This window comes from Massilia forsythiae (assembly GCF_012849555.1).
Taxonomy (GTDB): Bacteria; Pseudomonadota; Gammaproteobacteria; order Burkholderiales; family Burkholderiaceae_D; genus Telluria; species Telluria forsythiae.
Genome location: NZ_CP051685.1, coordinates 2,345,202 through 2,369,068 on the forward strand (window position 1 = coordinate 2,345,202; position 23,867 = coordinate 2,369,068).

Below are 23,867 nucleotides of genomic sequence, written 5' to 3' on the forward strand. Positions count from 1 at the left end.
CCGGCGCACGTGCCTTCCGGTGCGCCGGCCGTTTTACCCATGATGATGATGACGATGCCGACCCTGCTGCAATCCCTGCTCGACGCCTTGCCCGCCGAGCGCCACGACGATGCGCGCCGGCGCTTCGCGCGCCACCAGGCGGTGCTGTGCGACCGCCTGGGGTGGCTGTACGGCCACCTGCCCGGCCACGCGGCCTGGCTGGAAGAGCTCCTCGCCGGGACCGGGCGCCTGATGGCGGCGCGCCCAGCGCCGCTGCGCGCGCTGGACGCCGCGCGCGAAGCCGATCCGGCCTGGTTCTGCGATCAACGCATGCTCGGCTACAGCGCCTACGTCGACCGCTTCGGCGGCGACCTGCGCGGGGTGGCGGGGCGCATCCCGCACCTGCGCGAACTCGGCGTGACGTACCTGCACCTGCTGCCCTTCCTGCGCCCGCGCGCCGGCGAGAACGACGGCGGCTTCGCGGTGGCCAGCTTCGACGAGGTCGACCCGAGACTGGGCAGCATGGCCGACCTGGAAGCGCTGGCGGACGGCCTGCGCGGCGCCGGCATCAGCCTGTGCGCCGACCTGATCCTGAACCACGTGGCCGACGACCATCCGTGGGCGCGCGGCGCGCGCGCCGGCGACGCGCGCCTGCGCGATTTCTTCCACGTGCTGCCGCAGCAGGAGCAGGCCGCGGCCTACGAGCGCACGCTGGGGCAGGTATTCCCGCAGGCCGCGCCCGGCAATTTCACCTACGACCAGGCGATGGGCGGCTGGGTCTGGACCACCTTTTATCCGTTCCAGTGGGACCTGAACTATGCCAACCCGGCGCTGTTCGCGGCGGTGGCGGCCGCCTTGCTCGGCCTGGCCAACCGCGGCATCGAGGTGTTCCGCCTGGATTCGACCGCCTTCTTGTGGAAGCGCCTCGGCACCGACTGCATGAACCAGCCGGAGGCGCACCTGATCCTGCAGGCGCTGCGCGCCCTGGTCGACATCGCCGCGCCCGGCGTGCTGCTGAAGGCCGAGGCGATCGTGGCCACGCGCGAACTGCCGGCGTATTTCGGCGCGGCCGGCGCCCCCGAATGCCACCTGGCCTACCACAGCACGCTGATGACGGCCGGCTGGGCCGCGCTGGCCGAGCAGGATGCCGGCCCGGTGCGCGCGGTGGCGGACGCCACGCCGCCACTGCCGCCCGGCGCCAGCTGGCTGACCTACGTGCGCTGCCACGACGACATCGGCTGGAAGCACTTGCTGGCCGAAGCCGGGAGCATGGCGCGCCTGGAGCGTATCGCCGCCTTCTATAACGGCGGCGCCGGCTACCCGGCCGGGATCGGCTTCCAGGGCGGCGCCGCCACCAACGGCAGCGCCGCCGCCCTGAGCGGGCTGGACAAGGCGGCCACGCCGGAGGAAACCGAGCACGCGCTGCGCCGGCTGCTGTTGGTGCACGGCCTGGCGCTGTGCTTCGGCGGCCTGCCGATGCTGTACATGGGCGACGAGCTGGCGATGGCCAACGACCATGGCTACCTGGCCGATCCGGCGCGCGCGCACGATACCCGCTGGGTCCAGCGCGCGCCGTTCGACGCCGCGCGCGCGGCACTGCGCCACGATCCGGACAGCGTGCCGGGACGCGCCTGGGCCGGCCTCGTGCGCCTGGTCGGCCTGCGCCGGCGCCTGCCCGACCTGGCCGCCGGCACCCGCTGCGAAGCATTGGCGGCGCATGACCCGGCCGTGCTGGCGCTGGCGCGCGGCGCGCGCTTCCTGGGGCTGTTCAATTTTTCGGGACGCACGCTGGCGCTCGACCTGGCCGAGTTCGGCGGCCACGGGGCGCTGGCGCTGGGTCCGTGGGAGCAGGCCTGGCTGGACCGGGCTACCTGGCTGGCCGTGGCCGCGAGCGACGAGGAGACACGATGAAACAAGCGATGCAAGAATGCGAGCGTGAAGAATACGAGGGTGCGCGCGTCCCCGATGCGGCGGCGCCGGCCATCGTGGTGTTCGGCGAAGCGCTGGTCGACGACTTCGGCGACCGGCAGGTGGTGGGCGGCGCGCCCTTCAACGTGGCGCGCAACCTGGCGGCGCTGGGGGAAGCGGTATTGATGCTGACCCGGGTGGGACGCGACGCCAGCGGCGCGCGCATGCGCGCCGAGTTCGCGCGCTTCGGCCTCGAACCGGGCGGCCTGCAGGTGGACGACGCGCTGCCGACCGGACGGGTGACGGTCGAGCGCACCGGCGCCGGCGAGCACCGCTTCACGATCCTGCCGCGCCAGGCCTACGATGCGATCGAGGCCGGGCCGGCGCTGGCCGCCATGGCGGCGGTCACGCCGGCCACGCTGTACTTCGGCACCCTGGCCCAGCGCGAGGCGACGGCGCGCGCCGCGCTGCAGCACCTGCTCGCCGCCAGCGGCGCCTGCCGCTACCTGGACCTGAACGTGCGCGCCGGCCAGGTGACCGAGCAATGCGTGTTCGCCTCGCTGCACGCGGCCGACATCGTCAAGGTCAACGAGGAGGAATTGCACGACCTGTTCGGCTGGTACACCCACATGCGCCTGTCCACCGCCGACATGGACGACCCCGAGGTCGGGCGCGCCTGCGCCGCGCTGCTGCGCGTGTTCAAGCTGCAGGGGCTGATCGTGACGCTCGGCGCGCGCGGCGCCGTGTACTTCGGCGCCGGCGGCGAGCGCATCGCCATCCCGGCGCCGGCGGCGCAGGTGGCCATCGCCGACACGGTCGGCGCCGGCGACGCCTTTTCCGCGGTGTTCCTGCTGGGGCGCGCGCACGGCTGGCCCCTGGCCCTGACGCTGGCGCGTGCCAACGAGTTCGCCGGGGCCGTGTGCGGCATCGTCGGCGCGGTGCCGGACGACCTGGCGTTCTACCGGCCGTTCGCCGCGCGCTGGTTCGGCGCCTGAGGAGAGCCCATGTCAACCATCCTGTCCGCCCTTGCCGCCAAGCCGCGCATGCGCTTCTGGCAGGTCGTCAACATGAACATCGGATTCTTCGGCATCCAGTTCAGTTTCGGCCTGCAGCAGAGCAGCATGAGTCCGATCTACCGCTACCTCGGCGCCGACGAGGCCAGCCTGCCCTACCTGTGGCTGGCCGGGCCGGTCACCGGCCTGCTGGTGCAACCACTGGTGGGCGCGCTGAGCGACCGCACCACCAGCCGCTGGGGCCGGCGCACGCCGTACTTCCTGATCGGCGCGATCCTGTGCAGCATCGGCCTGCTGCTGATGCCCTACAGTCCCACCCTGTGGATGGCCGCCAGCCTGCTGTGGATCCTGGACAGCGCCAACAACATCACCATGGAGCCGTACCGCGCCTTCGTCAGCGACAAGCTGCCGCCGTCCCAGCATTCGCTGGGCTTCCTGACCCAGAGCGCGTTCACCGGCCTGGGACAGACGCTGGCCTACCTGGCGCCCTCGCTCCTGGTCTGGCTCGGCATGGACAAGGATGCGGTCAACGCCAACCATATCCCGCACATCGTGATCGCCGCCTTCATGATCGGCGCGGTCTGCTCGCTGGGCTCGGTCCTGTGGTCAGTCCGGACCACGCCTGAAGACCCGCTGCCGGCCGCGACGCTGGCGGCGCTGCGCGCGGCGCCGTCCGGCTGGCGCCACACGCTGGCCGAGATCGGCGCGGCGCTGCGCGAGATGCCGCCCACGATGCGCCAGCTGGCATGGGTAAAACTGTTCCAGTGGTATGCCATGTTCTGCTACTGGCAATTCATCACGCTGGCGCTGGCGCGCACGCTGTTCGGGACCAGCGACCCGGCCTCGCAGGGCTTCCGCGACGCCGGCCTGCTGAACGGGCAGATCGGCGCGTTCTACAACCTGGTCGCCTTCTTCGCCGCGTTCGCCATGCTGCCGTTCGTGCGCCGCCACGGGGCGCGCAACGTGCACGGGGTGTGCCTGCTGCTGGCGGGCGCCGGCATGCTGGCCATCCCGCACATCCACAGCCCGGCGCTGCTGCTGGTGCCGATGGTCGGCATCGGCCTGGCCTGGGCCAGCATCATGGGCAATCCGTACGCGATGCTGGCATCGAGCCTGCCGCCGCAGCGCACCGGCGTCTACATGGGCATCTTCAACATGTTCATCGTGATCCCGATGATCGTGCAGATCTTCACTCTGCCCCTGTATTACCAGGCCTGGCTCGGCGGACGGCCGGAAAACGTGGTGCGCCTGGCCGGCGCGCTGCTGCTCTGCGCCGCCGCCGCGGTGACCCTGGTGCGTTACAATGCCCGCAATGCGATCGAACGGACGGAGCAAGCCCATGCTGGAGCGGAGCGGGACGGTGGTGGTATTCGGCGAGACCCTGGTTGACGAGGGCAGCGGCGCCCAGGCGGCCGGCGCGCCCTTCAATGTGGCGCGCCACCTGGCCGCCTTTTTGTCGCCGCCGCTGATGATCACGCGCGTCGGCGAAGACCGCAACGGCGCCATCGTGCGCGCCGAGTTCGAACGCTTCGTGATGCCGGACCTCGGGCTGCAGGTCGACCCGATGGAGGAAACCGGCCGGGCACTGGCCGGGCGCGGCGGGCAGGGACAGCGCGCCGTGCTGCCGCCGCGCCAGGCCTACGACTTCATCGACCCGCGCGCCGCGGTGGCCGCCATGACCGGCCTGGCCTCACCGGCCGCCATGCTCTGCTTCGACACGCTGGTGCAGCGCGAGGAACGTTCGCGTCTGGCGCTGCAGGCGGTGCTGGCCAGCACGCCGGCCAAGCGCTTCCTCGACCTCAACCTGCATGCGGACCACACCGGCGAAGCGATCGTCACGCGTGCGCTGGAAACGGCCGACATCGCCAAGGTCAACGAAGAGGAACTGCAGGCCTTGTTCCAGTGGTACTTCCAGATCCAGCCGCAGGATGCGCCGCTCTCGCAGGACGAGACGCATGCGGCCTGCCGCGCGCTGATGGACCGCTTCGGCCTGGAAGCCCTGATCGTCACCCTGGGCCACCGCGGCTCGGTGTACTTCGGCGCCGACGGCGGCTTGATCGCCAACCGCGACAACCCGGCGCCGCCGTTCGTGATCGACACGGCGGGGGCCGGCGATGCGTTCTCCGCGATCTTCCTGCTGGGACAGGTGCGCGGCTGGCCGCTGGCATTGACGCTGGCGCGCGCCAACGAATTTGCCGGCGCCATCTGCGCAGTCAGTGGCGCGGTGCCGCGCGACATGAATTTCTACGACAAGTGGGTCAATCGCTGGCGCGAGCCGGCGGTCAAGGCCGATTCGGCATTGTGATCGTTTCCAGACGGCTACCGGTATAACCGTCGTCCCCGCGCAGGCGGGGACCCATGCCGCGCTTCGGAACTCGCTGCCTTAGCATCAGCTCGCCAGGGTCGAAGCCGGCGGCTTGGGTTACTCCCACTGGGTCCCCGCCTTCGCGGGGACGACGCCGTATGGCGGGCGTGGAATCACTCGTCGCCGATCTGGCTTTGCAAATAATTCTGGATACCGATCTTCACGATCAGGTCGAGCTGCGTCTCCAGCCACTCGATGTGCTCTTCGGTATCGTCCAGGATCTTCAGCAGCAGGTCGCGCGACACGTAGTCGTGCGCCGCTTCGCAGGCGGCGATGCCTTCCTTGATCGTGATCTGGGCGCCGCGCTCGAGCGTCAGGTCGCACTTCAGCATTTCCTCGGTCGACTCGCCGATCAGGAGCTTGTGCAGGGCCTGCAGGTTGGGCAGGCCGTCGAGCATCAGGATGCGGTCGATCAGCCAGTCGGCATGCTTCATCTCGCCGATCGACTCGTCGTATTCCTTCTTGCCCAGCTTGAAGAAACCCCAGTGCTTGTACATGCGTGCATGCAGGAAGTACTGGTTGATCGCGGTCAGCTCGTTGGTCAGCTGCGCATTCAGGTGCCGGATGATGGTGGGATCGCCCTTCATGATTGCCTTTGATGTTTACGATCCGGCCATCATAGCAAAAGCATGGACATGCCGGACAGGGTTTACGGCCGCCGCGTTGCAAACCGGCGAACCGGCGCAAGCCGGCGCCTACAGCGCGGCCAGCGCCAGGGCGCCGGCTGCCAGCAGCGCCAGCGCGCCGATGGCGAGGCCGACCGTGCGCCGGCGGCTGGTCAGGGCCCACAGCGCCACGCCGGACAGCGACAGCAGCACGATCGAGCCGGCCACGGTATCGGCCAGCAGGATCCAGCCGGCGCCCATGCCGGCGCCGCGGTGCAGGCCGGCCAGCGTGCCCAGCACGCCGTTGTCGCTGCGGTGCAGCGTGACGAAGCCGTTGCCGACCCAGTATTCGGCCTGCACCCGTTCCGACGGCGAGGCGAAGCTGGCGCGCCAGCGCGCGGGCTGCAGCAGCGAGCGCCGGCCCCAGGCCACCGGCCTGGCCGCCTCCGTCCGCACGCTGCCGGGTTCGGCTTCCAGCTTGAGCGATTGCTGCAGCCAGGCGGCCAGCGCCCGGGCATCGGCCGGCACCGGCGCGGGCAGCGGAATTTGTACCGTGGCCGTGCGCACCTGGGCGGGCGCGAGGCCGAGCGCGGCGCGGTGGTTGAGCAGGATGCCGGTGCCGCCGAACAGCAGGCCGAGCACGGCACCCCACAAGCCGATCCAGCCATGCGCCTTGCGCAGCCACTCGGTGACGACGGCGCGGCGCGACGGCACCGGCGGCAATTCGACCTTGAACGGCGCTCTTGGTGAACGGAACGGGATCACGGGCATGGGAGCAGGCCTGGATACGGGGTGGAGACCACAGTGTACCAAGACCGGCCGGGACGCGGCCGCGGTGGCGCATCGATGGACGCGCTGCAACACCGGGATGATGCAAGGGAGAAAACCGATGCGGCGGCGGCATTGCGCCGCCGCGGAGTCAGGCCACCATGCCGCCGTGCGGGGCGCGGCGCAGCTCGGTGACCGTGGTCTTGCTTTCCAGGTGTTCGTGCATCACTTCGCGGGCGTAGCTGACGCATTTGCCGCAGCAGGTGCCGACGCCGAGTTCCTTGTACAGGTCGGCCATCGAGGTCAGGCCGAGGTCCACCGCCTGGCGGATTTCACGGTCGGAGATGTTGTTGCAGACGCAGACGATCATGATGTCGATTTCAATAAACGTGCAGTGAGCCGGGAAGAGGTCGGGAGCGATCCGGACAGGCGTTATCGATCTGCCTATAATGCGAATCATTCTCATTCGGGTTTGTATTCTCCCGAACTCGATGGACGAATGCAAGCGTTTTCGTTGTTCCAGCGCGCGGATCGGGCAGAAGTAGACAAAGCGCAAATAGAAATAATTCGCATTTAGGTTTATCATGCACATAGTTGTCTCATCAGCGCACCATCTTCATCAAATTCTTGCCATCCAAGGCTTTGCGCTGAAGCCACCGCAGCGCTCCACTTACCGGAAACGACGCCATGACCCTCGCACCTACCCTGACCACGCTCGATGCCCTGAAAGCCGGGCAGAGCGCCACCGTGATCCACCTCGCGCCGAGCGCGAACGCGATCGGCGGCGAAGGGCTCGACGTCTCGCGCCGCCTGATGGAACTCGGCTTCGTGCCGGGCGAACGCATCCGCATGCTCAAGCGCGGCTTCACCGGCGGACCGCTGGCGGTCAAGGTCGGCCAATCCACGTTCGCCCTGCGCCGCTTCGAGGCGGCGCTGGTCTCGATCCAGCCGGAATGACGGAACGAAACATATGGGAGCAGTAGAACAGCAGGTCCGCACCGCGGCCAGGACGCCGCTCATTGCCCTGCTGGGTAATCCGAATTGCGGCAAGACCGCCTTGTTCAACCGCCTGACCGGTTCGCGCCAGAAAGTCGCCAACTACGCGGGCGTCACCATCGAGCGCAAGGAAGGCAGTTTTATTTTGCCAAGCGGCAAGCCGCTGCGCGTGCTGGACCTGCCCGGCGCCTACAGCCTGTCGGCGCATACGCCGGACGAAGCGATCACGCGCGACGTGGTGGCCGGCCTGCGCGCCGGCGAACAGGCGCCGGACGCCGTGGTGTGCGTGGTGAACGCCACCAACCTGCGCCTGAACCTGCGCCTGGTGCTGGAAATCCAGCGCCTCGGCCTGCCGATGGTGCTGGCCCTGAACATGGTCGACGTGGCGAAAAAGCGCGGCATCGAGATCGATACCGCGCGCCTGTCGCAGGAGCTCGGCATGCCGGTGATCGAGACGGTCGCGGTGCAGGCCGGCGGCGAAAAGGCGCTGCTGGCGGCCCTGGCCGCGATGCCGTTCGACCATGCCGTCAAGGCGCAGCCCCTGTCCGCCATCGATGCGGTGCCGGTGCAGCAAACCCAGCGCGAGGTACGGCGCATCATCGACGCCACCGTCAGCTTCGACAAGGACACCGGCAACCTGAGCGAGCAGATAGACGCGGTGGTGCTGCACCCGCTGGCCGGTCCGGTGATCCTGGCGGTATTGATGTTCCTGGTGTTCCAGGCCGTGTTCAGCTGGGCCGCGGTGCCGATGGACCTGATCAAGGGCGGCGTCGAGCACCTGGGCGTGCTGGTCGGCCAGGGCATGTCGGAAGGGCCGCTGCGCAGCCTGATCGTAGAAGGCATCTTCGGCGGCGTCGGCAGCGTGCTGGTGTTCCTGCCGCAGATCCTCATCCTGTTCTTCTTCATCCTGATCCTCGAGGATTGCGGCTACCTGCCGCGCGCCGCTTTCTTGCTCGACCGCATGATGGGCGGCGTCGGCCTGTCCGGGCGCGCCTTTATCCCCTTGCTGTCCTCGTTCGCCTGCGCGATTCCCGGCGTGATGGCGGCGCGCACCATCCAGAACCCGCGCGACCGCCTGGTGACGATCATGATCGCGCCGCTGATGACGTGTTCCGCGCGCCTGCCGGTGTACGCGCTGATCATCGCCGCCTTCATTCCGGACCGCAAGCTGGGGGCCGGCATCAATTTGCAGGGGCTGGTGCTGTTCATCCTGTACGCGGCCGGCATCGTCAGCGCCATGGGCGTGGCCTGGTTCTTCAAGCGCAGCCTGAAAGCGCGCGGCCAGCACCCGCTGATGCTGGAACTGCCGGCCTACCACTGGCCGCACCTGCAGAATCTGGCGCTCGGCCTGTGGGAGCGCGCCAAGATCTTCCTGATGCGCGTCGGCACCGTGATCCTGACGCTGATGATCCTGATCTGGTTCCTGTCGAGCTTCCCGGGCGCGCCGGAAGGGGCGACCCACCCGCCGATCTACTACAGCGTGGCCGGCATGCTGGGGCGCGCCTTGTCCGTGATCTTCGCCCCGATCGGCTTCGGCTGGCAGATCTGCATCGCGCTGGTGCCGGGCATGGCGGCGCGCGAAGTGGCGGTCGGCGCGCTCGGCACGGTATACGCGCTGTCGGCCTCGGGCGACGACGTGGCCGGTTCGCTGGCGCCGCTGATCGCCGCGTCCTGGACGCTGCCGACCGCGCTGTCGCTGCTGGCCTGGTATGTGTTCGCACCGCAATGCCTGTCGACCCTGTCCGTGGTGCGGCGCGAGACCGGCAGCGCGCGCTATGCCTGGCTGATGGCCGGCTACATGTTCGCGCTGGCCTACGCCGCTTCGTTCATCACGTACCAGGTCGCGCGTCACTTCCTGGGGGGCTGACATGCTGCAAACACTCGTCGTCGCCGTCATCGTCGCGCTGGCCGCGCTGTATGCCGGCGCCAGGTACCTGCCGCTGGCCTGGCGCCGGCAACTGGTCTACCGATTCGCGCGCGGCGGCGAACAGGGGCGCCTGGCCAAGTGGCTGGGCACCGAGAGCGGCTGCGGCAGCGGCTGCGATACCTGCGGCAGCTGCGCGCCCGAGGCGCCGCTGCCGGAACAGGATGCACAGGGACGCAAGGTCATCCAGCTGCACGTGAAGCGCTGAGTCCATTTCCCGGCATGCTTGCGCGGCCGGCCCGCCCTGGCATCAGGCGCGCCGCCTGCGCCACAAGGCGATGCCCGCCAGGCCGCCGCCCAGCATGGCCCACCCGGCCGGTTCCGGCACCACCGACACCACCTGCAGCGTCGTGCTCCTGGTCCACTGCAGGTGCCGCTCGTAGCTGCTGTACGGGTCGAACCGGTATTCGTAGCTGAGCGCGCCGGTCTCGACCAGGTGGCCGCCGCCGACCCAGCCTTCGGGGTCGCTGCCGTATTCGCCCAGGCTGAACGACAGGCCGCTCGCGGGCGAAAAGCGGAAGCGGTCGGCGCCGCAATGGTAAAAGGCGTTGCTGGCGGCGGCGCACGAAATGAAATCGGTCGCGCCCACCATCAGGGTGGTGAGTTCTCCCAGTTCGAGCGTGCCGTCGCCGTTGCCGTCGGTGCCGGAAAAGGACCCGGACAGCTTCGTGTCGGGCAGGAAGGATCGGGCTTCCTGGTCGTAGAAGCCGGTGTAGGTGAAGCTCCAGACGGCCGCCTGGGCCGCCGCCGGAACATGGACGAGCGCGCTGCCGAGCAGCAGCGCGCCGACGGGAAGCAAGCGTTTCATGACGCACCTCGCGTTGGGGCGGGACGGTCCCGCCGTGTGATCGACGTGGCAAGCCTACTCCCGTCTCGCGTGCGCGTCCCTGCTGTTCGACATGTTTGTCGCGGCCGCGGCCGTCGTCCATGGCCGGGGCCGCAACGCCGGTTTCCCGGCGACCTTTATTGCTGAGAATTTACTACTGGCAACTCGATCGCGCTTTCCATGCCCGGCGCGTGGTAGACGCGCTGGGTCGCCTTGCGGTAGTCGCCCGGCTTGGCAAGGAAGATGTTCGGGACGAAGGTCTGCGGGTTGCGGTCGTACAGCGGGAACCAGCTCGATTGCACCTGCACCATGATGCGGTGTCCCGGCAGGAACACGTGGTCGACGTTCGGCAGGGCGAAGCGGTAGCGCTCGGCCTTGTTGGCCGGAATCGCCAGCGGTTTGTCGAGCCCCTGGCGGTAGCGGCCGCGGAAGATGTCCATGGCGATCGGCAACTGGTAGCCGCCCAGGTCCGGCTGCGCCGCCACTTCGTCCGGATACACGTCGATCAGTTTCACGACCCAGTCGCTGTCGGTGCCGCTGGTGGAGGCGAACAAATTGACCATCGGCTGGCCGGCCAGCTGCAGCGGCGCCGCCAGCGGGGCGCTGGTCCAGGTCAGCACGTCGGGGCGGTCCGAGTAGGAGCGCTGGTCGGTGACCAGCCACGGTTTCCAGACGGTGCCTTCGCCCATGCGCACCGGGCGCGGCACGAAGGGCACCGGCTTGGCCGGATCCGACACGTATTCGTCGAAGGCGGCGTTTGTGCCCGCGGCGCGGCCGGCGCCCGGCCCCTTGTCGAAGCCGAGTGCGGCGCCCGCCTGCAGGTACAGCGGCGTGGTGGCCGGCGCCAGCGGCCAGCGCTCCAGGCGGCGCCAGCGGTTGACGCCGGTCTGGTACGACCACACCGGCGGCGTGTCGAAGGCCGGCGCGCCATCCTGCAGGTACTGGTTGAAGAAGGGCAGCATGACGTCGCGCCGGAACTGCTGGGCGGTATCGCCGGTGAAGCGGAGCGCGCCCAGCGTCGAGCCCTCGTAGTTGACGCCGCTGTGGCGCCACGGGCCCACCACCAGCGAATTGAGCTTGTTGTTCGTGTCCTTCGGTTCCACCGCGGCATAGGTGGCGTAGGCGCCGTAGATGTCTTCCTGGTCCCAGCGGCCGACCACGCTCATGGTCGGCACCGTCAGCGGGCGCTTGGCCAGGATGCGGTCGAGCGCCTGTTCCTGCCAGTAGCTGTCGTAGGCCGGGTGCTCGAACAGTTTCTTGGTGAAGTTCAGCCGGTCGACGCCGTAGGCATGGGCGAAGTCGGCGGTCGAACCGGCGCGCAAAAAGGCGTCGTAGTCGTCGTAGTTGCCGGTGACGATTTGTTCTCCTTCGCCGCGCGCCGAATTCTGGCTGGCGATGTAGCTCAGGTTGGTGTTGCGGAAGGCGCCGTTGTGGAACCAGTCGTCGCCGCGCCAGCCGTCGACCATCGGGCTCATCGGCACCGCCGCCTTCAGCGCCGGGTGCGGCTCGACCAGCGCCATCAGCACCGTGAAGCCTTCGTAGGACGAACCGACCATGCCGACCTTGCCGTTCGACTGCGCTACGTTCTTGACCAGCCAGTCGATGGTGTCCCAGGCATCGGTGACGTGGTCGACCTTGGTATCGTTGAGCGGGCCGCGCACCGGGCGCGTCATCACGTAATCGCCTTCGGAGCCGTACTTGCCGCGCACGTCCTGGAACACGCGGATGTAGCCGTTCTCGATGAAGGCATCGTCGCCGTCGCCCAGGATCGAGGTGATGTTCGGGCTTTTCATGCGGCCGGCGCGCCGGGCCGCGTTGTACGGCGTGCGCGTCAGCATGATCGGCGCCTTGGCGCCGCCGATGCGCTTGGGGATCACGATCACCGTGAACAGCTTGGTGCCGTCGCGCATCGGAATCATGACTTCCTGGCGCACGTAGTCGGCATTCGGCACGGTGGTGGCGAATTTCGATGCAGGGATGTCGGGCGCCATCGGCGCGGTCTGGGCGTACACTGTATTGCACAGCGCGGCGGTGGCCAGGAAGAGGGCGGACAGGGACGGCAGGCGGGGGCGCGACATCGGAATCTCCACGGATCGATTGAAAAATCAGCAACATTGTTAAAAGTTGCAAAAAAGCATAGTACCCAAGCCGGGCGCGTCATGCAATCGGGATGCTGGCAATCTGCAACGTCCAGGCAACACATGGATCGATTCCGCTGTTCATGCGGTTTGATACATTATGGACATGACGCATTTAAGGAAACCTCGAAAAATCTACTGCGCGTTGCATTTTCGACTTGCGATGCTCGCCGTACGCCTGTACGGCTGCGCTTCTCAGCCGAAACTGCCGCCGCTCGCTACGATTTTTCGAGGTTCCTTTAATGCGCCGCAAACCCGAGCGCCATTCGGCTGGAACACGGTTGGAAGCCCAGGCCGGTTGGCGTACCCTTCTCGCACCCTGAACGAGACGAGACCTTCATGAGCGCAACCGACTGGAACCCGCTGGGCACGCTTGGCGTGCAAGCCCTCAAGAACATGGACCGCAGCCGCCAGGCGCGCGGCGTGGACATGGACCGCGCCGGCCATGGGCCGCAACAGACCCCGTCGACGGTGATCCACGCCGAAGCCGGTTTCACCCTGCGCCGGTACGGCGATGCCGACGCGGGCGCAGGCGGTGCGCCGCTGCTGATCGTGCCGGCGCCGATCAAGCGCGCCTATATCTGGGACTTGTCTCCCGAGGTCAGCGTGGTACGGCGCTGGCTCGAGCGCGGTTACCGCGTGTACCTGGTGGAATGGGGGCCGGTGGCCGAAGGCCGGCAGGATGCCGGACTGGACGACTACGGCGACCGCATGCTGGAAGCGTGCCGGGGCGCGATCGAGGCCGATGGCGCTACGGAAAAACCGATCGTCGCCGGCCACTCGCTGGGCGGCATCCTGGCCGCGGTCTACAGCGCGCTGCACCCGCAGCACGTGCGCGCCACCATCCTGCTGGAGTCGCCGCTGCACGTCGAGCCGCGCCTGTGCTGCTTCCGCCCGCTGGTGGAAGCCACGCCGCACGCCGGCCGCATCGCCGAGGCGTTCAGCCAGGTGCCGGGCGCGTTCCTCAACATGATGAGCGCGATCGCCGAACCGCAGGCCTTCCAGTGGGAGCGCGTCATGGACCGCTGGCTGTCGATGGCCGATCCGCAGGCGCTGGCGACGCACCTGCGCGTGGAGCGCTGGACCCACGACGAATTCCCGCTGCCCGGTAAACTGTTCACGGACATCGTCGAGTCGCTGTACCGGCACGACGAATTCATGCGCGGCGAGCTGGTGGTGGGCGGACGCCGCATCGGCCCGCGCGACCTGCGCGCGCCGCTGGTCAGCGTGGTCGATCCGCGCAGCAAGCTGATCCCTTTGGCGGCGATGCTGCCCTTCCATGAAGCGGCATCCAGCGCACGCAAGCTGCTGCTGCACTACATGGGCGACGTCGGCGTGAACCTGCAGCACGTCGGCGTGCTGGTGGGACGGAATGCCCACGCGCGCATCTGGCCGGCCATTTTTAGCTGGCTGGAAGCGCTGGATGGCGCCGGCGCCGCGGGCGGCGACATTGCTGCGCTACCGGCGGCGGCGCTGGCCGAGTCCAGATAAGCTTCAGGCCGGCGCCAGGCCGCGCCGCGCGCTGCCGCTATCGGCGGCGCCGACCTTGAACACGCTGAACACGTCGCCCAGGTGGCGCGCCTCCTCGTTCATCGCCGTGGCCGCCGCGGCGGCCTGCTCGACCAGCGCCGCATTCTGCTGGGTGGCGTCGTCCATCTCGGCGATGGCGCGGTTGATCATGGCGATGCCGGCCTGCTGCTGCTCGCCGGCGCCGGCGATGTCGGAGATGATGTCGTGTAGGCGCGTGACGCTGTCGACGATCTCGCGCATGGTGCCGCCGGCCTGTTGCACCAGGGCCGCACCGGCGCCGGCCTTGCGTACCGAATCGTCGATCAGGGTGCGCACTTCCCTGGCGGCGGCGGCCGCACGCTGCGCCAGGGTGCGCACTTCGCCGGCCACGACCGCGAAGCCGCGCCCCTGTTCGCCGGCGCGCGCCGCTTCCACCGCCGCGTTCAGTGCCAGGATATTGGTCTGGAAGGCGATGCCGTCGATAACGCCGATGATGTCGGCGATGCGGCGCGCCGAGGCGTCGATGGCATCCATGGTCTCGACCACCCGGCCCACCACGGCGCCGCCGCGCTGGGCCACTTCCGCGGCGCTGGCGGCGAGCTGGCTGGCATGGCGCGCATTGCCGGCGTTCTGCTGCACGGCGCCGGTCAGTTGCTCCATGGTCGCCGCGGTCTGCTGCAGGGCCCCGGCCTGCTGCTCGGTGCGGCTGGACAGGTCCTGGTTGCCGCTGGCGATCTGGCGGGAAGCGTCGGAGATGGTGCGGATGCCGGTGTCGACCGCGCCGACGATGCCGCACAGGCTGGCGTTCATTTCGCGCAGGGCGCGTAGCAGCCGGGCGGTCTCGTCGTTGCCGCGCGCCTCGATCACGGTGGTCAAGTCACCGGCGGCCACCGTATGCGCCAGGGCCACCGCGCGCGCCAGCGGCCGGCGGATGCTGCGCGAGACCAGGTGGCCGCACAGCGCCAGCACGCCCGCCAGCAGCAGTGCGGCGCCCGTGAACAGCGCCATGCGCGGCCAGAAGGCGGCGTCCACCGCATCCATGTAGACGCCGGAGCCGAGCACCCAGCCCCAGCCCGGAATGCCTTTCACATACGATACCTTGGGCACCGGCGCAGCGCTGCCCGGCTTCGGCCACAGGTAGGGGACGAAGCCGGCGCCGCTGGTGCGCACCACCTCGACCATGGCGCTGAACAGGTGAAAACCCTGCGGATCGGCCAGCGGCGCCAGGTACTGGCCTTCCAGCTTGGCCGAGATCGGGTGCATCAGCATGCGCGGCTGCATGTCGTTGACCCAGAAATATTCCTTGCCGTCATAGCGCAGGCCGCGCAGGGCTTCCAGCGCGTCGCGCTTGGCTTGTGTTTCGCTCATGGCGCCGGCGGCCGCCAGTTGCTGGTAGCGCGCCACCACGCCGCTGGCCACCTCAACCGCCTGGCGCACTGCACGGCCGCGCTCGTCGGCGATCAGGCGCCGTTCCGATACCAGCAGGGCAGCGGCGACGAGGGCGATGCCCAGGCCGGTGATCAGGGTCAGCAGGCCGAGTTTTTTCGCGATGGTCAATCTGGAAAGGAAGGTCATGGAAACGGGTAAGATATGCCGCGAACGGCCGATGAATTAAAAGAAATTGGTATTTCTTTTTGGAAAGTCGGCAAGAATAGCAAAGCTTGCCAGAAAAGAATATCGGTTTCGCCAAACCTGCGTCGATTGTCGCGAAACGGTGACGCCCCTGCCGCGTGTCCGCCCCATGCTAAGCTAGCGCATTTGCCAACATAAGGTTGCTTATGATCATCGTCCACCACTTGAACAACGCGCGTTCGCAACGCATCCTGTGGCTGCTGGAGGAACTCGGCCTGGAATACGAGATCAAGAAGTACCAGCGCGATCCGAAGACGATGCTGGCGCCGCCCGAGCTGCGCGCCGTGCACCCGCTCGGCAAGTCGCCGGTGATCAGCGACGGCGACACGGTGGTGGCGGAATCCGGCGCGATCGTCGACTACCTGACCGGGCGCCATGGCGTCAGCGCGCAGGGCGCCGGCCTGGCGCCGGCGCCGGGCACCCCCGAGCGCCTGCACTACACCTATTTCCTGCACTACGCCGAAGGCTCGCTGATGCCGCCGCTGCTGCTGAAGCTGGTGTTCGACCGCGTCGCCAACGGGCCGGCGCCGTTCTTCGTGAAACCGATCGCGCGCGGCATCGCCGCCAAGGTGACGAGCACCTTCATCCAGCCGCAGCTCGACACCCACCTGGCCTTCCTGGAGGGGGAACTGGGCAAGCGCACCTGGTTCGCCGGCAGCGCGTTTTCCGCCGCCGACATCCAGATGAGTTTTCCATTGGAAGCGGCCGCCTCGCGCGGCGGGCTGGACGGCCGCTACCCGAACCTGGTCGGTTTCCTGGAGCGCATCCATGCGCGCCCGGCCTACCGGCGTGCGCTCGAGCGCGGCGGCCAGTACGACTTCGTGAAGTAAGCGCTGCAAGGAAGGCATCGGACCAGCCATGGCCAAACTGCTCGCCATCGACGGACTGAACATCGTGCGCCGCGTGTACGAAGCCAGCCCGGAACCGGACTCGGACCTGAAGGCGAGCATCGCCCTGCGGCATGCGCTGTCGTCGTTCCGCAACCTGCTGGAAACGCACCAGCCGACCCATGTGCTGGCGGCGTTCGACCATGGCGGCGAAAACTGGCGCCACGCGCTGTATCCGCGCTACCGCGAGGGCAGGGCGCCGATGCCGGCGGTGCTGCGCGCGGCGCTGCCGGGCTTTCACCAGCGCCTGCGCGAGGTCGGCCTGCAGGTGCTGGCGATCCCCGGTGTCGAGGCCGACGACGTGATCGGCACCGGCGTGCTGCGCTGGCTGTCGGAAGGGAAGGGCGAAGCCATCGTCGCCACCACCGACAAGGACTTGCACCACCTGATCGCGCACGGGGCGCTGGTGTGGGACCATTTCAAGAACGAATGGCACGACGACGCCTGGGTGCGCCAGCGCTTCGGCGTCGCGCCGGAGCGCCTGCACGATCTGCTGGCGCTGATGGGCGACCCGACCGACGGCGTGCCGGGCGTGTCGAAGGTCGGCATGAAGACTGCGGCGCGCCTGCTGAACGCCTATGGCGACCTGGATGCGGTGATCGCCGGCGCCGGCATCCTCAAGACGCCGCTCGGCGAGCGCTTGCGCGCCGAGCGCGGGATCCTCGAAATTTCACGGCAGCTGGTGCACGTCAAGACCGACGTGCGCCTGGGCGTCAGCTGGAACATGCTGGCCTACGATGCGCATTGATCCGCGCCGCGCATCGCATCGAAACGGAGACAAGACATGCTCAAGGCGGTGATCATCGATTCCAGCGCAGTGTCGCGCGGCCTGCTCAACACCGTGCTGCTGGACGGCGGCTACAACGTGGTGGGCCAGGGCCACACCAGCGCGCTCGCGTATTCCCTGGCGCTCAAGCACCAGCCGCACATCATCTGCATCGCGCGCGAGCAGGTCGAGGACGGCAACGGCGTGGTCGAGCAGCTGCGCGCCAGCCTGCCGAAGACGCTGGTATTCATGGTGTCCGGCACGCTGGATGCGGCGGCGATCCAGGCCGCGCTGGCGCGCGGCGTGCACGGCTTCATCGTCAAGCCGTTCAAGGCGGAGACGGTGCTGCGCACCATCCGCAATACCGTGCTGGCCATGGTCAAGCGCATGGGGCCGCAATAGGCGCCGCCGGCACGCGCTCCATGGTGGCGTTGCGTCGTCTTGCCCTGGACCCTGTGCCAGCGGTTATCTAGGCGCAGGCCGGAAACGCTTCAGGTGCGCCGGCGCAGCTCGTCGGTGGCGATCGCCGCCAGTTCCTGCAGCGCCTGCAATTCGCGCTCGCGCAGGCGGCGCGGTTCGCGGTCCATCACGCACAAGGCGCCCAGTGCATGGCCGCCGGCATCGCGCAGCGGAATGCCGCCGTAGAAGCGGACATGGGGCGCGCCGACCACCAGCGGATTGGCGCGGAAACGCGGGTCCTGTCCGGCATCCGTCACGATGAACGGCCCGTCCTGCAGGATCGCGTGGTTGCAGAAGGCCCAGCCGCGCGGCGTTTCGCCGATATCCAGGCCGACGCCCGACTTGAACCACTGGCGCTGCGCCGTCAATAGCGTGACCAGGGCGATCGGACACTCAGTGACCTGGACAGCGAGCCGGGTCAGGCGGTCGAACACGTTGTCCGGCTGCGTGTCGAGCAGCCTGCTGGCTTCGAGCGCAGCCAGGCGCGCCCGTTCGTCCAGCGGTATCGGATAGGCGGGCTGGGGCGCCGGGATGAAGTCGGCAGGCTTGGCAGCGCCTGGCGCGGAAACCGGCGCAGCCGTCTGCACTGCGGCGGCTGGCGCCGCATGGGCGACCGGCCGCACGGGACCGCCACGCTCTTTGAGCAATTTCATGACGGCGCTGTGCCTGACCCGGCGATGGCCGCCGGGCGTCTTCCAGGAGGGAAGAGCGCCGCTTTCCAGCCAGAGCTGGGTAGTGCTGACCGCAACCCCCAGCAGGCGGGCGGCGGCGGCGGTCGTCAACACGGGATCATCGGTGTTGTCTGATGAGGAAGACATGGGGAGGATAATGCAGCTGAAGACAAATGAATTTTACTTGCAATCAACTTTATGATCAATAATTTGATGAATTTGATTATGATTTTGTATTGACTGATGTCATCTACAAGCCACTATCACGGCAAAAAATTGTCATAATATGGAAACTTTAATTGACTATTGGAAATGTTACGGGCACAATCTTAGCAAATTCAATTATTTAATCAATTCCGTCAAATAGGTTGGCTACAGTGATCATGAGTCTCCCCCTATCCCTGGCGCACAAGGAAGCCAACCGGCTCGACACGCTGCGCAGACTGAATATCCTCGATACGCCGCCGACCGAGGCGTTCGACCGTATCACGCGCATGGCGGCCCAGATGTTCAATCTGCCGATCGCCGCGGTGTCGCTGACGGACAGCAACCGGCAGTGGTTCAAGTCGCGTGTCGGCGTCGAGCACGACTCGATTCCGCGCATGAAGGCGCCGTGCGGCCAGGTGGCGGACGACGGCATGCTGCTGGTCATCAACGACTTGCAGCAGGACGATTGCTACCGCGACAGCCTGCTGGCCGAATCGGGCATCCGCTTCTATGCCGGCGCGCCGCTGGTCACGCATGACGGCTATTGCCTGGGCGCGATGTGCGTGCTGGGCACCTTCCCGCGCGAGATCAGCCCGGCCGAAGGCGCGGTGCTGCGCGACCTGGCGGCGATGGTGATGGCGCAGATCGAGCTGCAGCACGCGCTCGGCCGCGTCGACCCGCTCAGCGGCCTGCCGAATCGCAACCAGTTCATCGACGACTTCAAGGACATGTCTGCCGATTGCGTCCATGGCGAGGCGCGCCTGGCGGCGCTGATCAACCTGGCCAGCCCGGAACAGCTGAGCAATGCCCTGCGCGCGATGGGGCCGGCCTACCTCGACGAGATCGTCGGCGAGGCGGTGCGCCTGATGGCGCAGACCTTCGGCGTGCACAGCATCGTCTACCACGTCACCCCGACCGAATTCGCCTTCATCGCCCCGCAAGGGACCGATCCGGCGGCGTTCCGCGCCACGCTGGAAAGCTGGCTGCAGCGGCGCGCCGCCTCGACCACGTCGCGCTTCGTGACCACCGCGCGCATCGGCGTGGCGCCGTTCGAGGTCGGCGTCACCACCCACACCGACCTGCTGCGCAACCTGCATTCGGCGGTCCAGCACAGCCTCGACCAGGATTGCGAGGTGTCGACGTTTTCGCAGGAACAGGACGTGCTGTACCGGCGCCGCTTCCTGCTGATCAACGAGTTCGGCGCCGCGCTGGACGTGCCCGAGGACGGCGCCAGCCAGTTGCGCCTGGTGTTCCAGCCCAAGGTCGACCTGGCCAGCGGCGCTTGCATCGGCGCCGAGGCACTGCTGCGCTGGACCCACCCGGGCTTCGGCGAAGTGTCGCCGGGCGAATTCATTCCGATCGTCGAGCGCACCTCGATGCTGCGCGCGACCACCAGCTGGGTGCTGGAAGCGGCGATGCGCCAGCTGGCGCAGTGGCGCCTGGAAGGCGTCGAGCTGGAACTGGCGGTGAACGTCTCGGCGGTCAACCTGATGGAGCCGGACTTCTGCGAGCGCGTGGTGGACGGCCTGCGCCGCCATGCCCTGCCGCCGAGCTGCCTGGAACTGGAAATCACCGAAAGCACGCTGATGCAGAACCCCAAGCTGGCCGAAGCCACGCTGGCGTCGCTGAACGCCGCCGGCATCCGCCTGGCCATCGACGATTTCGGCACCGGCTACAGCAGCCTGGCCTACCTGCAGAGCCTGCCAGTCCAGGTGGTCAAGATCGACCAGTCCTTCGTGCGCGGCATCGAGCAGGACGAACGCAAGCGCTCGCTGGTGTCGGCCATGATCAAGCTGTCGCACGACCTGGGACACCGCGTGGTGGCCGAAGGCGTGGAAACGGAAGGTGTCGCGCAGGTGCTGCGCCAGGCCGATTGCGACGAGGCGCAGGGCTACCTGTTCGCCCGGCCGCTGGCGCCGGAGGCGTTCGCGCAGTGGTTCAAGGTGCAGAACGGGGTGGAAGAACAGCAGGACAGCCTGCAGCCGGCCTGAGGCGGCATGGCTCGTGGCCGGCACCGCGCCGGTTACACCGTTCTTGACAGCAGCACGTCGTCCCCGCGCAGGCGGGGACCCATGCATCGCTACCAACACCACGCAGGTAGAAACGGTACAGCGTTCCAAGCTAGATGAGTTTCTGATGCTCACCATGGGTCCCCGCCTGCGCGGGGACGACGGTCTTTGAGTCAGCAATATGCTGACGGCTCAGCGCGTCCCCGCCGCATCGATGATCCCGCCCCCCAGGCACACCTCCCCGTCGTACAGCACCGCCGATTGCCCCGGCGTCACCGCCCATTGCGGATCGGAGAAGCGCAGCGCGAAGCGGTCCCGGCCTTCGGGTGCGATCTCGCAGGCGACGTCGGCCTGGCGGTAGCGGGTCTTGGCCGACAGCGCGCGCGCTTCGGGCGCTGCGCCGGCGATCCAGCTGGCCTGGCCGGCCGCCAGCGCGCTCGAGAGCAGCCACGGATGGTCGTGGCCCTGCACGATATACAAGGTGTTGGTGGCGATGTCCTTGCGCGCCACGAACCACGGTTCGCTGGTGCCGTCCGCGTTCTTGTGCGACTTCAGGCCGCCGATGCCGATCCCTTTTCTCTGGCCCAGCGTGTAGAACGACAGGCCGACGTGCTCGCCCACGGTCTGGCCGTCGTCGAGCTTGATCGGGCCGGGCTTGTGCGAGACGTAGCGGCCCAGGAATTCGCGGAACGGGCGCTCGCCGATGAAGCAGATGCCGGTCGAATCCTTTTTTTGCGCATTCGGCAGCGCCAGTTTCTCGGCGATCTTGCGCACTTCCGTCTTCGGGATTTCTCCCAGCGGAAACAGCGATTTCGACAGCTGCGCCTGGTTCAGGCGGTGCAGGAAATAGCTTTGATCCTTGGTGGCGTCGAACGCCTTCAGCAATTCGAACTTGCCGCCGTTCGGGCGCACGCGCGCGTAATGGCCGGTGGCGATCAGGTCGGCGCCCAGCTTCATCGCATGGTCGAGGAAGGCCTTGAACTTGATCTCGGCATTGCACAGCACGTCCGGATTCGGCGTGCGGCCGGCCTGGTACTCGCGCAGGAATTCCGCGAACACGCGGTCCTTGTACTCGGCGGCGAAGTTCACCGCCTCGATGTCCACGCCGACCACGTCGGCCACGCTGGCCGCGTCGATCCAGTCCTGGCGCGTGGAGCAGTATTCGGAGTCGTCGTCGTCTTCCCAGTTCTTCATGAACAGGCCGACGACGTCGTAGCCTTGCTCCTTCAGCATCCACGCCGCGACCGAGGAGTCGACGCCGCCCGACATCCCGATCACGACTTTTTTCTTGCTCATGTTACGTCCGCTCAGATAGTTGGTCCGCCATCGAAAACCGAATGGTCGGTGTACAGCAGGTCCAGCGACGTGCGCTTGCCCGCCAGGTAATCGTCCACGCAGCGCAGCACGATCGGGCTGCGGTGCCGTTCCTGGGTGGCGGCGATCTCGTCGCGCGTCATCCACAGGGTGCGCAGGATGCCTTCGTCGAGCGGCTGGTCGAAATCGCGTCCCGGCTTGCCGCAGAAGGTGAAGCGCAGATAGGTCACGTCGGCACCGCGCGACTTCGAGTGATAGCGCGACATGTACATGCCGACCAGCCCTTCGGGAATGAATTCGTGCGCCGTTTCTTCCAGCGCCTCGCGCACCACCGCCTGTTCCAGCGATTCGCCGGGGTCGAGGTGGCCGGCCGGCTGGTTCAAGCGGATACCGTCGCTGGTTTCCTCTTCGATCAGCAGGAAACGGCCGTCGCGTTCGATGATCGCGGCGACGGTCACCGAAGGTCTGAAGGTATGGGTCATGCGCGTCCTTGGAAATGAGCCGACATTCTACCTTGACGGAACGGCAGTTGCTTGCGCGCACGTTGCAGCGCAACACTTTCTGTGCGGCCAAGGTATTGATCTGTTACGACAAAAGTTGGAATAGTCCTGGGTGTGTATCACATTGGATACGACAATTGCCAGTCTGTTTACGAAAAACCACTTATCGATATTTACTGCCGCCGGCACGCATTGTTTTTCTGGCTTGCATGCTAGATTGTAGACAGTTTATCAATTCTACGGAGGCATCATGAAAATTGGTGTTCCGGCCGAATCGAAGCCGGGCGAGACACGCGTCGCAGCCACTCCCGAAACCGTCAAGAAACTCTGCGCAAGGCACGACGTGATCGTGCAATCCGGCGCCGGCCTGCACGCCGCCGCGCCCGACGATGCCTATGCCGCCGCCGGCGCCCGCATCGGCAGCGCCGAGGAAGCATTCCGGGCCGAACTGGTACTGAAGGTGCGCGCGCCGGACGCGCGCGAGCGTGGCCTCATGGCGCCGGGCGCGGCGCTGGTGGGCATGCTCGATCCGTTCGACACCGATACCCTGGCCGCGCTGGCCGACCGCCGCCTGCAGGCCTTTGCCCTGGAAGCGGCGCCGCGCATCACGCGCGCCCAGTCGATGGACGTGCTGTCCTCGCAGGCCAACATCGCCGGCTACAAGGCGGTGCTGATGGCGGCCAACGCCTACGGCCGCTTCATGCCGATGCTGATGACGGCGGCCGGCACCGTCAAGGCGGCGCGCGTATTGATCATGGGCGTCGGCGTGGCCGGCCTGCAGGCGATCGCCACCGCCAAGCGCCTGGGCGCCGTGATCGAGGCGTCCGACGTGCGCCCGCCGGTCAAGGAACAGGTGGAGTCGCTGGGCGCCAGGTTCATCGACGTACCTTTCGTGACCGACGAGGAACGCGAGATCGCCCAGGGCGCCGGCGGCTATGCGCGCCCGATGCCGGCCGACTGGATGAAAAGGCAGGCCGAACTGGTGCACGAACGCGCCCGCCTGGCCGACATCGTGATCACCACCGCGCTGATCCCGGGGCGCAAGGCGCCGGTGCTGATTGCGGAAGACACGGTGCGCGCCATGAAGCCGGGCGCGGTGATCGTCGACATGGCGATCGGGCAGGGCGGCAACTGCCCGCTGACCGAATACGGCAAGACCGTGGTCAAGCACGGCGTGATCCTCATCGGCGAACCGGACCTGGCGACGCTGGTGCCGGCCGACGCCTCCGCGCTGTATGCGCGCAACGTGTTCGACTTTTTGAAGCTGATCATCGACGCCGAGGGCCGGCTGGCCGTCGACCGCGAGGACGAGATCGTGCGCGCGGTGCTGGTCTGCGCCGACGGGCAAGTATTCCGACGACAGTAGGCATCCCGTCGTCCCGGCGCAAAAA

23 protein-coding genes are annotated in these 23,867 nt (G+C 67.6%); 14 read left to right on the forward strand and 9 right to left on the reverse strand.

The window, feature by feature from the left end:
- The first annotated feature begins 39 nt into the window (after nt 1-39).
- From HH212_RS10110 to HH212_RS10125, 4 genes are read left to right on the forward strand one after another with little or no spacing between them, the layout of a single operon-like run.
- Nucleotides 40-1,890 (forward strand): alpha-amylase family glycosyl hydrolase, encoded by a 1,851-nt coding sequence (locus tag HH212_RS10110; protein ID WP_229217655.1) that lies wholly within the window; start codon nt 40-42, stop codon nt 1,888-1,890.
- Entirely contained in the window at nt 1,887-2,882 is a 996-nt protein-coding gene (locus HH212_RS10115; protein WP_229217656.1) for a PfkB family carbohydrate kinase, read from the forward strand. Before HH212_RS10110 ends, HH212_RS10115 begins: the two co-directional genes overlap by 4 nt.
- Nucleotides 2,883-2,891: 9 nt before the next feature.
- Nucleotides 2,892-4,289: an MFS transporter gene (locus HH212_RS10120; RefSeq protein ID WP_211172481.1), complete on the forward strand. Its 1,398-nt coding sequence runs from the start codon at nt 2,892-2,894 to the stop codon at nt 4,287-4,289.
- A complete protein-coding gene (locus HH212_RS10125; RefSeq protein WP_170202363.1) occupies nt 4,240-5,205 on the forward strand; it encodes a PfkB family carbohydrate kinase in 966 nt (321 codons plus the stop codon). The genes HH212_RS10120 and HH212_RS10125 overlap by 50 nt, the downstream gene beginning before the upstream one ends.
- Nucleotides 5,206-5,378: 173 nt before the next feature.
- Here the strand turns inward: HH212_RS10125 and bfr are convergent, their stop codons facing one another.
- The 3 genes from bfr to HH212_RS10140 all read right to left on the reverse strand — a co-directional run bounded on the left by bfr (nt 5,379) and on the right by HH212_RS10140 (nt 7,008).
- Entirely contained in the window at nt 5,379-5,852 is a 474-nt protein-coding gene (bfr, locus tag HH212_RS10130; RefSeq protein ID WP_170202364.1) for a bacterioferritin, read from the reverse strand.
- Nucleotides 5,853-5,960: 108 nt separating this feature from the next.
- Nucleotides 5,961-6,641 carry a PepSY-associated TM helix domain-containing protein gene (locus HH212_RS10135; RefSeq protein WP_170202365.1) on the reverse strand — a complete coding sequence of 227 codons (681 nt, stop codon included), beginning with the start codon at nt 6,639-6,641 and terminating at the stop codon, nt 5,961-5,963.
- A gap of 148 nt (nt 6,642-6,789) precedes the next feature.
- Nucleotides 6,790-7,008, reverse strand: a complete 219-nt coding sequence (locus tag HH212_RS10140) for a (2Fe-2S)-binding protein (protein WP_170202366.1) — start codon at nt 7,006-7,008, stop codon at nt 6,790-6,792.
- 317 nt (nt 7,009-7,325) lie between these two features.
- Between HH212_RS10140 and HH212_RS10145 the strand changes: the two genes are divergently transcribed.
- The 3 genes from HH212_RS10145 to HH212_RS10155 are packed head-to-tail and all read left to right on the forward strand — an operon-like array spanning nt 7,326 to nt 9,766.
- Nucleotides 7,326-7,595, forward strand: a complete 270-nt coding sequence (locus HH212_RS10145; RefSeq protein ID WP_170202367.1) for a FeoA family protein — start codon at nt 7,326-7,328, stop codon at nt 7,593-7,595.
- A gap of 13 nt (nt 7,596-7,608) precedes the next feature.
- On the forward strand, nt 7,609-9,501 hold the full coding sequence (feoB, locus tag HH212_RS10150; protein WP_170202368.1) for a ferrous iron transporter B: 1,893 nt from the start codon (nt 7,609-7,611) through the stop codon (nt 9,499-9,501).
- Between the two features lies 1 nt (nt 9,502).
- Nucleotides 9,503-9,766, forward strand: coding sequence for a DUF6587 family protein (locus HH212_RS10155; protein WP_170202369.1), 264 nt, complete (start codon nt 9,503-9,505; stop codon nt 9,764-9,766).
- A 42-nt stretch (nt 9,767-9,808) separates the two neighbouring features.
- Here the strand turns inward: HH212_RS10155 and HH212_RS10160 are convergent, their stop codons facing one another.
- Together HH212_RS10160 and HH212_RS10165 are read right to left on the reverse strand one after the other, a co-directional pair.
- On the reverse strand, nt 9,809-10,366 hold the full coding sequence (locus tag HH212_RS10160) for a PEP-CTERM sorting domain-containing protein (RefSeq protein ID WP_170202370.1): 558 nt from the start codon (nt 10,364-10,366) through the stop codon (nt 9,809-9,811).
- Between the two features lie 155 nt (nt 10,367-10,521).
- On the reverse strand, nt 10,522-12,462 hold the full coding sequence (locus HH212_RS10165) for a CocE/NonD family hydrolase (RefSeq protein ID WP_170202371.1): 1,941 nt from the start codon (nt 12,460-12,462) through the stop codon (nt 10,522-10,524).
- Nucleotides 12,463-12,861: 399 nt separating this feature from the next.
- Here HH212_RS10165 and HH212_RS10170 point away from each other — a divergent pair, with 399 nt between their 5' ends.
- Nucleotides 12,862-14,013, forward strand: a complete 1,152-nt coding sequence (locus HH212_RS10170) for an alpha/beta fold hydrolase (protein WP_229217657.1) — start codon at nt 12,862-12,864, stop codon at nt 14,011-14,013.
- Between the two features lie 3 nt (nt 14,014-14,016).
- Here HH212_RS10170 and HH212_RS10175 read toward each other — a convergent pair whose 3' ends face one another.
- Nucleotides 14,017-15,606, reverse strand: coding sequence for a methyl-accepting chemotaxis protein (locus HH212_RS10175; RefSeq protein ID WP_170202372.1), 1,590 nt, complete (start codon nt 15,604-15,606; stop codon nt 14,017-14,019).
- Between the two features lie 203 nt (nt 15,607-15,809).
- Here HH212_RS10175 and HH212_RS10180 point away from each other — a divergent pair, with 203 nt between their 5' ends.
- The 3 genes from HH212_RS10180 to HH212_RS10190 are packed head-to-tail and all read left to right on the forward strand — an operon-like array spanning nt 15,810 to nt 17,718.
- Nucleotides 15,810-16,493, forward strand: coding sequence for a glutathione S-transferase (locus HH212_RS10180; protein ID WP_170202373.1), 684 nt, complete (start codon nt 15,810-15,812; stop codon nt 16,491-16,493).
- A gap of 28 nt (nt 16,494-16,521) precedes the next feature.
- The gene (locus HH212_RS10185) at nt 16,522-17,298 is read left to right on the forward strand and encodes a 5'-3' exonuclease (protein WP_170202374.1); all 777 of its coding nucleotides are present in this window, start codon (nt 16,522-16,524) and stop codon (nt 17,296-17,298) included.
- 36 nt (nt 17,299-17,334) lie between these two features.
- Nucleotides 17,335-17,718, forward strand: a complete 384-nt coding sequence (locus HH212_RS10190) for a response regulator (RefSeq protein ID WP_170202375.1) — start codon at nt 17,335-17,337, stop codon at nt 17,716-17,718.
- 89 nt (nt 17,719-17,807) lie between these two features.
- Here the strand turns inward: HH212_RS10190 and HH212_RS10195 are convergent, their stop codons facing one another.
- Entirely contained in the window at nt 17,808-18,533 is a 726-nt protein-coding gene (locus HH212_RS10195; protein ID WP_229217727.1) for a GAF domain-containing protein, read from the reverse strand.
- Here HH212_RS10195 and HH212_RS27285 point away from each other — a divergent pair.
- Together HH212_RS27285 and HH212_RS10200 are read left to right on the forward strand one after the other, a co-directional pair.
- Complete coding sequence (locus HH212_RS27285; protein ID WP_229217785.1) at nt 18,427-18,648, forward strand: hypothetical protein; 222 nt, start codon at nt 18,427-18,429, stop codon at nt 18,646-18,648. The genes HH212_RS10195 and HH212_RS27285 overlap by 107 nt on opposite strands.
- Before the next feature lie 181 nt (nt 18,649-18,829).
- Nucleotides 18,830-20,644, forward strand: coding sequence for a sensor domain-containing phosphodiesterase (locus HH212_RS10200; protein WP_170202377.1), 1,815 nt, complete (start codon nt 18,830-18,832; stop codon nt 20,642-20,644).
- Between the two features lie 210 nt (nt 20,645-20,854).
- On the opposite strand, the gene mnmA is transcribed toward HH212_RS10200, so the two are convergent.
- Both mnmA and HH212_RS10210 read right to left on the reverse strand, forming a co-directional pair.
- Nucleotides 20,855-21,958, reverse strand: a complete 1,104-nt coding sequence (gene mnmA / locus HH212_RS10205) for a tRNA 2-thiouridine(34) synthase MnmA (RefSeq protein ID WP_170202378.1) — start codon at nt 21,956-21,958, stop codon at nt 20,855-20,857.
- 11 nt (nt 21,959-21,969) lie between these two features.
- Nucleotides 21,970-22,458: an NUDIX hydrolase gene (locus HH212_RS10210; protein ID WP_170202379.1), complete on the reverse strand. Its 489-nt coding sequence runs from the start codon at nt 22,456-22,458 to the stop codon at nt 21,970-21,972.
- Nucleotides 22,459-22,726: 268 nt separating this feature from the next.
- Between HH212_RS10210 and HH212_RS10215 the strand changes: the two genes are divergently transcribed.
- Nucleotides 22,727-23,842 (forward strand): Re/Si-specific NAD(P)(+) transhydrogenase subunit alpha, encoded by a 1,116-nt coding sequence (locus HH212_RS10215; RefSeq protein ID WP_170202380.1) that lies wholly within the window; start codon nt 22,727-22,729, stop codon nt 23,840-23,842.
- Nucleotides 23,843-23,867: the final 25 nt, after the last annotated feature.

Excerpts from the sequence above, each read along its gene's own strand:
- HH212_RS10215 (WP_170202380.1), top strand. The coding sequence starts at position 22,727 with ATGAAAATTGGTGTTCCGGCCGAATCGAAGCCGGGCGAGACACGCGTC.
- HH212_RS10120 (WP_211172481.1), top strand. The coding sequence starts at position 2,892 with ATGTCAACCATCCTGTCCGCCCTTGCCGCCAAGCCGCGCATGCGCTTC.
- feoB (WP_170202368.1), top strand. The coding sequence starts at position 7,609 with ATGGGAGCAGTAGAACAGCAGGTCCGCACCGCGGCCAGGACGCCGCTC.
- HH212_RS10140 (WP_170202366.1), bottom strand. The coding sequence starts at position 7,008 with ATGATCGTCTGCGTCTGCAACAACATCTCCGACCGTGAAATCCGCCAG.
- HH212_RS10180 (WP_170202373.1), top strand. The coding sequence starts at position 15,810 with ATGATCATCGTCCACCACTTGAACAACGCGCGTTCGCAACGCATCCTG.
- HH212_RS10185 (WP_170202374.1), top strand. The coding sequence starts at position 16,522 with ATGGCCAAACTGCTCGCCATCGACGGACTGAACATCGTGCGCCGCGTG.
- HH212_RS10145 (WP_170202367.1), top strand. The coding sequence starts at position 7,326 with ATGACCCTCGCACCTACCCTGACCACGCTCGATGCCCTGAAAGCCGGG.
- bfr (WP_170202364.1), bottom strand. The coding sequence starts at position 5,852 with ATGAAGGGCGATCCCACCATCATCCGGCACCTGAATGCGCAGCTGACC.
- HH212_RS10160 (WP_170202370.1), bottom strand. The coding sequence starts at position 10,366 with ATGAAACGCTTGCTTCCCGTCGGCGCGCTGCTGCTCGGCAGCGCGCTC.
- HH212_RS10165 (WP_170202371.1), bottom strand. The coding sequence starts at position 12,462 with ATGTCGCGCCCCCGCCTGCCGTCCCTGTCCGCCCTCTTCCTGGCCACC.
- HH212_RS10125 (WP_170202363.1), top strand. The coding sequence starts at position 4,240 with ATGCTGGAGCGGAGCGGGACGGTGGTGGTATTCGGCGAGACCCTGGTT.
- HH212_RS10170 (WP_229217657.1), top strand. The coding sequence starts at position 12,862 with ATGAGCGCAACCGACTGGAACCCGCTGGGCACGCTTGGCGTGCAAGCC.
- HH212_RS10190 (WP_170202375.1), top strand. The coding sequence starts at position 17,335 with ATGCTCAAGGCGGTGATCATCGATTCCAGCGCAGTGTCGCGCGGCCTG.
- HH212_RS10175 (WP_170202372.1), bottom strand. The coding sequence starts at position 15,606 with ATGACCTTCCTTTCCAGATTGACCATCGCGAAAAAACTCGGCCTGCTG.
- HH212_RS10210 (WP_170202379.1), bottom strand. The coding sequence starts at position 22,458 with ATGACCCATACCTTCAGACCTTCGGTGACCGTCGCCGCGATCATCGAA.
- HH212_RS10115 (WP_229217656.1), top strand. The coding sequence starts at position 1,887 with ATGAAACAAGCGATGCAAGAATGCGAGCGTGAAGAATACGAGGGTGCG.
- HH212_RS10110 (WP_229217655.1), top strand. The coding sequence starts at position 40 with ATGATGATGATGACGATGCCGACCCTGCTGCAATCCCTGCTCGACGCC.
- HH212_RS27285 (WP_229217785.1), top strand. The coding sequence starts at position 18,427 with ATGACGGCGCTGTGCCTGACCCGGCGATGGCCGCCGGGCGTCTTCCAG.
- HH212_RS10200 (WP_170202377.1), top strand. The coding sequence starts at position 18,830 with ATGAGTCTCCCCCTATCCCTGGCGCACAAGGAAGCCAACCGGCTCGAC.
- mnmA (WP_170202378.1), bottom strand. The coding sequence starts at position 21,958 with ATGAGCAAGAAAAAAGTCGTGATCGGGATGTCGGGCGGCGTCGACTCC.
- HH212_RS10135 (WP_170202365.1), bottom strand. The coding sequence starts at position 6,641 with ATGCCCGTGATCCCGTTCCGTTCACCAAGAGCGCCGTTCAAGGTCGAA.
- HH212_RS10155 (WP_170202369.1), top strand. The coding sequence starts at position 9,503 with ATGCTGCAAACACTCGTCGTCGCCGTCATCGTCGCGCTGGCCGCGCTG.